The sequence below is a fragment of the Bradyrhizobium sp. genome (assembly GCF_019242285.1).
Classification (GTDB): Bacteria; Pseudomonadota; Alphaproteobacteria; order Rhizobiales; family Xanthobacteraceae; genus Bradyrhizobium.
Window position 1 is genome coordinate 1 of the sequence record NZ_JAFAVV010000851.1, and the last position, 9,732, is coordinate 9,732.

General features: G+C 66.9%; 7 protein-coding genes, 1 tRNA gene and 1 pseudogene. 7 read left to right on the forward strand and 2 right to left on the reverse strand.

The window, feature by feature from the left end:
• Positions 1–1,025, reverse strand: a 1,025-nt coding sequence (tsaD, locus tag JOY90_RS35095) for a tRNA (adenosine(37)-N6)-threonylcarbamoyltransferase complex transferase subunit TsaD (RefSeq protein WP_291695672.1), incomplete at its 3' end; no start/stop codon positions are given.
• A gap of 124 nt (positions 1,026–1,149) precedes the next feature.
• Here tsaD and JOY90_RS35100 point away from each other — a divergent pair.
• The 6 genes and pseudogenes from JOY90_RS35100 (at position 1,150) to JOY90_RS35130 (ending at position 7,556) form a co-directional block, all read left to right on the forward strand.
• Entirely contained in the window at positions 1,150–1,890 is a 741-nt protein-coding gene (locus tag JOY90_RS35100; RefSeq protein ID WP_291695673.1) for a uroporphyrinogen-III synthase, read from the forward strand.
• A 48-nt stretch (positions 1,891–1,938) separates the two neighbouring features.
• On the forward strand, positions 1,939–3,168 hold the full coding sequence (locus JOY90_RS35105; protein ID WP_291695674.1) for a hypothetical protein: 1,230 nt from the start codon (positions 1,939–1,941) through the stop codon (positions 3,166–3,168).
• Between the two features lie 7 nt (positions 3,169–3,175).
• Positions 3,176–5,143, forward strand: coding sequence for a heme biosynthesis HemY N-terminal domain-containing protein (locus tag JOY90_RS35110; RefSeq protein ID WP_291695675.1), 1,968 nt, complete (start codon positions 3,176–3,178; stop codon positions 5,141–5,143).
• A 111-nt stretch (positions 5,144–5,254) separates the two neighbouring features.
• Positions 5,255–5,330, forward strand: a tRNA-Thr gene (locus tag JOY90_RS35115).
• Between the two features lie 125 nt (positions 5,331–5,455).
• Positions 5,456–5,699: pseudogene (locus JOY90_RS35120) on the forward strand (hypothetical protein); the annotation flags it as partial.
• A gap of 1,386 nt (positions 5,700–7,085) precedes the next feature.
• Positions 7,086–7,556, forward strand: coding sequence for an ArsI/CadI family heavy metal resistance metalloenzyme (locus tag JOY90_RS35130; RefSeq protein WP_291695676.1), 471 nt, complete (start codon positions 7,086–7,088; stop codon positions 7,554–7,556).
• 3 nt (positions 7,557–7,559) lie between these two features.
• Here JOY90_RS35130 and JOY90_RS35135 read toward each other — a convergent pair whose 3' ends face one another.
• Complete coding sequence (locus JOY90_RS35135) at positions 7,560–9,221, reverse strand: alpha/beta fold hydrolase (protein WP_291695677.1); 1,662 nt, start codon at positions 9,219–9,221, stop codon at positions 7,560–7,562.
• A gap of 152 nt (positions 9,222–9,373) precedes the next feature.
• Between JOY90_RS35135 and JOY90_RS35140 the strand changes: the two genes are divergently transcribed.
• Positions 9,374–9,685, forward strand: a complete 312-nt coding sequence (locus tag JOY90_RS35140) for a hypothetical protein (protein ID WP_291695678.1) — start codon at positions 9,374–9,376, stop codon at positions 9,683–9,685.
• Positions 9,686–9,732: the final 47 nt, after the last annotated feature.

Consider the following 9,732-nt stretch of genomic DNA (forward strand, 5'->3'; position numbering starts at 1 on the left):
GCGCGCGGCGGCGCGGCGAGATCGTCGGTCAGGCCGAGCGCGAGCCGCTCGGCGCCGGCCCAGGCGATCATCGCGCCATTGTCGGTGCAGAGCGCGGGCGGCGGGATGATCAGCGTGGTCCCGGCCTTGGCCGCGACATCCTGGAGCGCGGCACGGATCGCCTTGTTGGCGGCGACACCGCCGGCGGCGACCAGCGCGCGCGGCACACCGAACCGCTCCTCGAACAGTTTCAACCCCACGCTCAGACGGTCGGCGGTGGACTCCAGCACGGCGGCCTGGAAGCTCGCGCAGAGATCGCTGACGTCCTGCGGCGCCGGCGTCCCGAGCCGGGCGATCTCATGGCGCACCGCGGTCTTCAATCCCGACAGCGAGAAATTGGCGTCTGCGCGGCCGAGCATCGGCCGCGGCAAAGCGAAGCGCGCGGCATCGCCACTCGCCGCGGCGCGCTCGACCTCGGGCCCGCCGGGATAGGGCAGGGCCAGCATCTTCGCCACCTTGTCGAACGCCTCGCCCATGGCGTCGTCGACGGTGGTGCCGAGCCGTACATAGTGCCCGACGCCGGTGACCGCGACGATCTGGGTATGGCCGCCGGAGGCGAGGAACAGGCAATAGGGAAACGCCAGCGGGCAGGTCAGCCGCGGCGTCAGCGCGTGCGCCTCGAGATGATTCACTGCGATCAGGGGCGTGTCGTGCACCATCGCGATCGCCTTGGCGGTGGTGAGTCCGACGATCACCCCGCCGATCAGCCCGGGGCCGGCGGCGGCGGCCACGCCCGAGAGGTCGGCAAAGCCGGTTCCGGCCTCCTTCATGGCGCGGTCGATCAGGCCGTCGAGCACGTCGACATGGGCGCGCGCCGCGATCTCCGGCACCACGCCGCCGAAGCGGGCGTGCTCGGCGATCTGCGAGCGGACGATGTTGGAGAGGATGCGGCCGCTGCCGTCGCCCGCCCGCTCGACCACCGCCGCGGCGGTCTCGTCGCAGGTGGTCTCGATTCCGAGCACGCGAAGTGGCTGGCGGTGATCCAAATGAGTACCCTTGCGCTAGAATGCCACGTTGTTTCCCCGTTCGGGTAGCATTGGGGGGATGCAAAGCGCAATCTCCCACCTACATGGGAAGGCTCGCCAAGGGAGAGCTCAGGGGGCTCAAAGCATGGCCGTTCTCGTCACCCGCCCGCATCCCGACAATGAGGCGACCTCGGCGGCGTTGCGCGCGCGAGGGTTCGAGGCGCTGCTGGCGCCGATGCTTCGCTTCGAGCCGCTGCCGTTCCGCGATGACGGCGCCGATATCCGCGCCGTCATCGCGAGCTCCGCGAACGCGATCCGCGCGGCGGTGCCGGCGCTGGTGCAGAGCCGTCTCCTGCAACTGCCGCTCTATGCCGTCGGCAAGCACACTGCGGCGGCGGCGCGCGAGGCCGGGTTCGTCAACGTGATCTCGGCCGACAAGGACGCCGCCGCCCTGCGTGATCTCATCATCGCCGATCTGCCGAAGAAGAAGCGCAAGCAGGCCGTGCTGCTCTATCTCGCCGGCGCCGACCTGTCGCGCGACCTCGCCGGCGAGCTCGGCGAGCGCGGGCTCGACGTCGTGACCGTGACCACCTACCGCATGGTTCCTTTATTGACCCTGCCGCGCGACACCTGTGCGGCGTTCCGGGCCAATGGCGTCGAGGCGGTGCTGCATTATTCGGCGCGGACCGCGCAGGCCTTCGTCGAGGCGGTGCGCGGCGAGGGCCTCGAAATCTCGGCGCTGGCGCTGCCGCAATGCTGCATCTCCGCCACCGTGGCCTCGGTGCTGCACGAGGCCGGCGCGATGCAGGTCTCGGTGGCGGCGTCGCCGGACGAAAGCGGCCTGCTCGGGGCGTTGGAGCGTGCGTTGCGGCCCAGTTTGGCGTAAGAGGGGGCCCGAATCTGGGCACCCGAAGACAGGCAGGGAACCGTCGTCATGGTCGATGACAGGCTAGAGGACACCGACGCGCCGGCTGATCCGGGACGGCCGAAGCGGCCGCCGCCGACCATCGACCTCGATGCCAGCGAGGTGTCGAGCGAGACCAGGCCCGCGCCCGAGCCGCGGCCTGAGGCGACGCCCGCGGCCGAAGCCGGTCCGGAGCCCGCGCCCGAACCGGAGCCGGCTTCGATGCGCGAGGCCGAGACCGAAACCCGCGCGTCATCGCCGCGCCCGATCTCGCCCTGGGTGATCGCGCCGTTTTCCGGCGCCGTCGCAGCGAGCCTCGTGATCGGCGTCGGCTGGCTCTTGGGCTGGCCGCCGGTGCAGCCGCCGCCGCAAGGTCCGGCGCCCGAGACGGTGGCGATCGAGCAGTTGAACACGCGCGTCGCGACCCTGGAGGCCAGGGTCAGCAAGCCCGCTTCTCCCGTCACCGATCCCGCGATGGCCGCACGGATCGGCGAGATCGCGAAATCGGAGGCCGCGCTGCGCGACGAGCTCGCAAAGCTGCGTGCGCAAACCGACAAGCTCGCCTCCGCCGCTCCGACCGGCCAGCCCGCCACGACCGATTCTGCCGCTGCTGTCGATCTTGGCCCGCTCAACGACCGCATCACCCAGCTCGAGCGCGCCACCGCGGCACAGAGCGCCGCGCTTGCCACGCAGGGTGACAAGCTCGCCGACGTCAAGCCGTTGGACGACCTGCCGCTGCGGCGCGTCGTCGCCGCTGCGCTGCTCGACGTCGCGGTGCGCCATGGCGATCCCTTTGCCAAGGCGCTGGCCTTGGCAAGGTCGCTGTCGCCCGATCCGGACGCGCTGAAGCCGCTGGAGGTGTTCGCGAACGCCGGCGTGCCCAACCCGTTCGTGCTCAATCGCGAATTGCTGGCGCTGGTGCCGAAACTGTCTCCGGCCGCGCCGGAAAATTCCACCACCGGCACCGGCGTGCTCGACCGTTTGCAGGCGGGCGCGGCCAAGCTCGTCACCATCGAGCGCACCGACGGCGTCGGCAACGACCGCGGCGCGGTGGTGGCGCGCATCACGGCGGCCGCGCTGCGCAACGACCTGCCCGAGGTCCGCCGCGAGCTGGAGGCGCTGTCGCCCGCGGACCGCGCGCCGGCACAGGCCTGGATCGACCGGGCCGCCGCCCGCGACGCGGCGCTTGCCGCCTCGCGTCATTTCGCCGACGATGCCATGGCGGCGCTGGCCAAGGTGACGCAAAAGGCGTCGCAATAGGATCTTCATGCTGCGAATCGTCCTGTTCCTGTTGCTGATCGCGCTCGCCGCGGCGGGCGCGGCCTGGATCGCCGACCAGCATGGCGAGGTGGTGCTGACCTGGGAAGGCCTGCGGGTGCGCACCTCGCTGCCGGTGTTCGCGTTCGGGCTCGGCCTGTCGATCGCCGCGGGCGTCCTGACCTGGATGCTGCTCGGCACGGTGTACAAGACGCCGGGCCGGATCCAGCACTCCCGGCGCGAGCGGCGCCATGCGCGCGGCCGCCACGCCATCACCCACGGCCTGCTCGCGGTCGGCCATGGCGATGCCACCGTGGCGCGCCGGCATGCCGACACTGCGCGGCGGCTCGCCGGCCACGATCCGCTGGCGCTCTTGCTGCATGCGCAGACCGCGCAGCTCGAGGGCGACCGCGCCGGCGCCCACGCCGCCTTCCGCAGCATGACCGAGCGCGAGGATACCCGCCTGCTCGGCCTGCGCGGCCTGTTCATCGAAGCGCAGCGCGCCGACGACCTGGTCGGCGCGGTGATGGTCGCGGAGGAGGCGCTGAAGCTGTCGCCGTCCTCGACCTGGGCCTCGCATGCCGTGCTCGGCTTCCGCTGCGCCAAGGGCGACTGGGCCGGCGCGCTTGCGATCCTCGACAACGATCTCGCCTCGGGCCGCATCGACAGGGCCGCGTATCGGCGCCGCCGCGGCGTGCTGCTGACGGCGCGGGCCCTGGAGCTGGAGAAGACCGACCGCGACCTGTCGCGCGACTGCGTGATGGAGGCGATCAAGCTCGCGCCGACCTTGGTGCCGGCCGCGGCGCTGGCGGCGAAATTCGAGAGCGAGGCGCATCAGGTGCGCCGCGCCATGCGCATCGTCGAGACGGCGTGGCTGGCGCAACCGCATCCCGATCTGGCCGACGCCTATGCCCATGTCCGGCTCGGCGATTCGGCGCGGCAGCGGCTGGTGCGGGTCGAGACGCTGGCGGCCAAGACGCCCGGCAATATCGAGGGCGCGCTGGCGGTGGCACGCGCCGGCATCGATGCTGCCGAATTCGTCCGCGCCCGCGAGGCGCTGGCGCCGTTCACGCCGCAGCCGACCCAGCGGGTGGCGATGCTGATGGCCGAGCTCGAACGCACCGAGCATGGCGACAGCGGCAAGGCGCGGGCCTGGACCTTGCGCGCGGTGCGCGCGCGGCACGATCCGGCCTGGACCGCGGACGGCTACGTCTCCGAGCGCTGGCGGCCGGTGTCGCCGGTGACCGGCCGGCTCGACGCCTTCCAGTGGCAGACACCGGTAGCGAGCCTGCCGTCGGAGCACGGCGCGACCATCGAGTCCTCGCCGTTCGAGGAGGCGATGCTGGCAGCGCCTTCGCCGCGCCGCCCCGAGCCGATCGTCCGCCAGGGGCTCGCCGAGCCGCCGCGCGAGATCGCGGAGGTGAAATCCGAGATCAAATCCGAGCCGGACCGGCTCGACCAGGCCAAGACCGACCAGGTCAAGACCGACCAGGCCAAGACCGATCAGGTCCAGCCCGACGGTACCAAATCTGACGATGCCAGATCTGACGAGGCCAAGCCCGAGGCGAAGCTTGCGCCTGTGACGGTACAGGACAATGCGCCGCCATCACCTGCGGCCGTGCCGCCGGCGCCGAAAGCGCCCGAGCCTGTCGCAGTCACATCGCCCGCCGCCACGCCGCCGCCGGCCCCGTCTCCCGCGACGGAGCCCGCTGCGTCGCCGTCCCCGCCATCGGCCGAACCGATCCAGGCCCCCGCACCGGCAGGACCGGCACCGTTGTTCCGCACCCGTTCCGACCTCGGCGGCCGGCTGACCCGCGCGCCGGTGCCGGCGGTGATCCCGATCCAGCGCGCCCCCGATGATCCCGGCGTCGAGGACGAGGACGAAGCGCCGGTGGTGGACGAATTCGCGGAACAGATGGGCGCGCCGAAGGCGCAGGCCGGCGGCTGGCGCGGATTCCTGTCGCGCTGGGGCAGCTGACGCGCTTGCGCCCGATTTCGCGGCCCGCGCTTTTCCTTGCCAAGCGCGGCCATGCCCGATATCAGGAGCGCGTCGCGCCGCGAGGCTCTCCCGGCCGCGCCGTCATGGTCCGCCGCAATAGCTCAGCTGGTAGAGCACGTCATTCGTAATGACGGGGTCGGGGGTTCGAATCCCTCTTGCGGCACCAACAAAATCAAGAGCTTAGCTCTCAAGGAGATTCGCCAATCTGAAGCTACGCTAAAGATACGGCAAGGCCTTGCGGATCGTGAAGGGAAGTCAGCTGTTCAGTTCAGGAGTTCGTAGTTAGTTGAGATTGGTCCATGCCCAGCCGACTACTATCCGTTGATTTATCGCGCTATCGCCGGATTAGCGCCTGATGCCCCGGTGAGGCTCGCCGTGCACTCTATGCGCGAGCGCGAGCGGCGCAGCTTGCACAGCTACGCAGCATTCAGCCGCCTTTGTCTGAAAGTGAAATTACGCGCGAGCGACTTGCATTGGAGGGGCCGTTCGCAAGGTAGAATCTGAAGCCGCCCGGCGGGCTCGGGATCGTTCGAGGGCGCAGGCCAGACGTCCAGCTAGTCGGAACTCGCCGCGAATGGTTGAGAACGAGGGCCCACTTGCTGGGCTTGCTCGCCCTTTTAGGACAGACTGATGGATTCACGCGCACACGAACCGATGCCGCCCACGAACAAAATGACTCGTCAGGCCCGCCGCTATGGATGAGTAACGTCGGTAGGCGGGCCAAAGTTTGCCCGCTTGCCAAGCTGCGTCACAGAGATTCACGGGCCAGGACAGGCAGGATCAGATGCAGCTATGCATGGTACAGGCGCGACTTGATTGTCTCCAGCAGGCTATCGATCAGAAAATCGTCAGCGCCCACAGGAAAGAGTTCTTGGTGAGCTGCACGCAATAGCGACACTCCGGCAGGAAGGCGGTTTTATTGATGTCGCCCGCGTAAGGTCGACGTAAGCAAGCCATGCTAGGTTGGGCGCGGCAAATGTGCATCGACAACTTCATTTTGGGAGAGTGTCCTAGATGGATGCGAACGGCATACATCTGGTTCGGGTGACGACCCCGGATCAAAGTGACCAGCTATGGGCGGCTGCGACCTTGCGTGAAGACGCGGTCAATCGTGTTCTGAGTGCGGCCGCGAAAGGCTCGAATGCTCGTCTCATGGATAGACTTCTTAAACCGCGTCAAGAGGCAGTGCGTACAATGGCGCCGGGTGAAGTGCGAATACTATCGAAGTGAACGCGCAGTGACGCGGCCCGCCAAGCCATCGAATTTTTTGGTCCCGACTCCCGAGATCCCAGTGCCGAGGAATTGAAGCGGTCTGGGCTGAAGGCGCAGCCACAGCGCGAGTCGGTCCTCCGTTTCTCCAGCCAGCATTCAGATGCCATTCAGCTGAGCCGGCATCTGATGCGCCCATCTCCTTCCCGGAGAGACTGGAGGAAATCAAGATGATGAGGACTTTGCTTCTAGGTGCCGCTCTTGCTGCCGGCGTCGCAAGTTTCGCCGGCACCGCGAGTGCCGCAGAGGGATGTGGCCCGGGATGGTGGCGCGGGCCAGGCGGCTTTTGTCATCCCTTTGCGACCAACCGCGCTTGTCCAGTGGGATGGCATTTGGGACCCGAAGGACAGCGTTGCTGGCCGAACCAAGGATTTGAGCGTGCATGCCCTCCAGGATTCCACCTTGGGCCTGAAGGCGGTCGTTGCTGGCCGAACTAACTGACAAATACTGGCGACGCGGGGTCTGTGACGAAAGTCGCCGCGTCGCCCTGATCTGATCGTTGAAGCGCGGGTGGCGCTCGGGGGATGGCGTTCAGAGCCGCAGTTCCTTACTCGTTCACGACAGGCATGACGATGGCGCCTCGCGTGCGCCGGCCGCCGAATGCAAGCCCGCGCGGAAAGCGCACCGGGATTCTGGCCTGAAAGGATCGATCATGAAGCGCCTGCACGTTCACGTCTCCGTCGAAGACATCTCGCGATCAGTCGGCTTTTATTCCGCGCTGTTCGCCGCCGAACCTGCTGTCGTCAAGCAGGACTATGCGAAGTGGATGCTCGACGACCCTTGCGTGAACTTTGCGATCTCGACCCGCGGTCGCGCGCCCGGGCTCGATCACCTCGGCATCCAGGTGGAGAGCGTCGACGAATTGCAGGAGGTGCATGCACGCCTGCGGCAGGCCGGCGGCAACATCATCGAGCAGGGCGAAACGACATGTTGCTACGCCAAGTCTGAAAAGTCGTGGATCGACGATCCCTCCGGCATTGCGTGGGAGACCTTCCACACCACGGGCGAAAGCATCGTCTATGGCGACGGCTCGGGCGAGAACGTCGCGCGCATTGCGCATGAGCGGCAAAGCGGTGCGTGCTGCGCGCCCGAGCCGACTGTCAAGACCTCCGCGTGCTGCTAGACACTACGGCAAATACCGAAAATACGTCGCCACCAGCGGCGGCTCCGGGTAGCCGTGGATTTCGGAGAGCCGGGGCGGCGGGGCGCCGGTGGCGAGCAGTATCTTGAGGTCGTTCAGCACGTTTTTGGTGCTGGCGAAGGTGTTGTGGTTGAGACCGAACATCTCGTTGCCGACGGCGCTGACGTCGATCGTGGAGAGCGGCGCCAGAACGATCGGTCCGGAGGCGGGCACGTCGCCGGCGCGCGGGATGTCTCCGGCAACGCGCTTGGAGAGCATGAGCGCCTTGTCGTTGGCGGAGGCGTAGAGCGTCAGACCTTTTGCCACCTTGGCGAGGTTGGGAACTTCCTGAATGAACATGTCCCGATCGACGTCGGGCGCGGCCATGATGAGCTGAGCGATCGCAACGGGCGATTGGGTCGCGGCGCTGTTCGACAGCGCGTCGACGGCAACCAGATTGCCCATGCTGTGGGCGATGATGTCGATCTCGTCGAAGCCCGCCTTCTGCAGATCCGTGATGACGCGGAGCAGGGCCGCACGCGAGCCGAGCGCGCTGTCCTTGTCGTAGCCGTAGTCCGCGATCTCGCCGCGGGACGGCCATGAGAACAGGACCGCGGTGCCCTGGAATTGCAGGTCCCAGATGATCTGGGCCATGCGGAAAGCCGCGTCCTGAAACTTGGTATTGAAGCCGTGGACGAAGACGAGGGCCTTCTTCTCCCTCACCTTTCCTTTTGCATGCGACAGCGACGTGATCCATTCGTCCTCGGTCGTTCTTTCGATGTCGCGAAGGGTGAAGTACCGGGTCTGGTCATTGCGCGTGAACACGTGGCCGAGAATCGTCACGCGCCATGGCAGTTCCACCTGTCCGACGAGATGGCCCTCGGGCACGCGGACGCTGACGGCGCCGAAGCTGAGGTCCGCGCTGCGTTCGCCGGTGTAATCGCTGACAGGCGTCCAGAGGTTCAGGCCGGACGTCACGGCGGGACTTTCGTCGGGGGGCGGAGACGATTCGGGGCCTGATACTTCGGGGGCTGGTATCTGGACGTCGGACACCTTGCGATTTGTCGCGTAGTGGAACTCGACGATGTAGGGATCGCGTGCCGAGCTCGTCGTTCTCGCCTCCGCCGCTGGAGGCGGAGCCGATTCCCGGTCGGCATTCGCGGAAGCTCGGGATTTCTTGGCCATGTGATGATAGGCGGTCCGACGATGCCCTTTCGTGATCGGACGGCTGTCGGCCGTTTCGGAGCTCGGCGCCGTGCTTTCACTGGCCGTCGGCGCCGCCGTGACCACTCTCGTGTTCGGGAATGTCTGCCATTCACCGTCATCGGCCAGCGTGATGGGCCTGAATGCTTCGACGACGATGTCTCCGATCGAGCTCTCGTCGAGCACGAAATACCATCGGGTTTCGTATCGCGTGTTCTGGACCAGGAAACCCGCCCGACGGGCGGTGTGCTCCGTTTCGGCCGCGGACAGGCAGCCCGACAATATGTCGGTGAAACGTTCGTAGTTCGTCATGAGCCGTCGTGCAGCTTCCGGTGGCACGATCGCCGGCATCAGCCCGGGGGCCTTGGTCGACAGGGCCTGACAGATCTGAAGGACCGTCTTCTCGTCGACGGCCGGCTGCGCAAAGCTGCTTTCCGTGCCGATTCCGAAGCTGATCGAAAACATCAATAAAAAACAAAGGAACCATTGCTGACGCATGGCACATTCCCCCATACGCAAAGGAGAGATGATAGGGAATCTGCTCAAATTGACAATTGAAAGTTGTGTGCCTGCGATGATTTTACGCCGACGGCAGGTTCGCGTGCCGCTGCCGCCACATGCTCCAGCTCTATCTCGATGGTGGGATCGAACAGTTCTGGTTTCGCGAAAAGTTCGGTTCGATCTTTCTCATGAATGCGGCCTCGGTCGAGGAGGCCAAGGCGACGCTCGACACGCTGCCGCTCGTGGCCGCGAACGTCATGTCCTGCGAGCTGATGCCGGTCGGCCCCGCTCGCTCCATTGGGGCGGCTGATCCAGGACAAGTGAGCGCAGCCCTCTGGCCCATCTGGTCTCAAGCCATGCATCGCGGCCCTTTAGCGGCGGCGGTGCATGGACGGAAAGCGCAAAGGCAAAACCCACGCTTGAGTTGATCGCATGGTCGATTGCAGCGCACGGCGGAAGGCGTGCTGTACGCGCT

What these genes read in the sequence shown, in the direction of transcription:
- JOY90_RS35100 (WP_291695673.1), top strand. Translation starts at nt 1,150, where the DNA reads ATGGCCGTTCTCGTCACCCGCCCGCATCCCGACAATGAGGCGACCTCG.
- JOY90_RS35135 (WP_291695677.1), bottom strand. Translation starts at nt 9,221, where the DNA reads ATGTTTTCGATCAGCTTCGGAATCGGCACGGAAAGCAGCTTTGCGCAG.
- JOY90_RS35105 (WP_291695674.1), top strand. Translation starts at nt 1,939, where the DNA reads ATGGTCGATGACAGGCTAGAGGACACCGACGCGCCGGCTGATCCGGGA.
- JOY90_RS35130 (WP_291695676.1), top strand. Translation starts at nt 7,086, where the DNA reads ATGAAGCGCCTGCACGTTCACGTCTCCGTCGAAGACATCTCGCGATCA.
- JOY90_RS35140 (WP_291695678.1), top strand. Translation starts at nt 9,374, where the DNA reads ATGCTCCAGCTCTATCTCGATGGTGGGATCGAACAGTTCTGGTTTCGC.
- JOY90_RS35110 (WP_291695675.1), top strand. Translation starts at nt 3,176, where the DNA reads ATGCTGCGAATCGTCCTGTTCCTGTTGCTGATCGCGCTCGCCGCGGCG.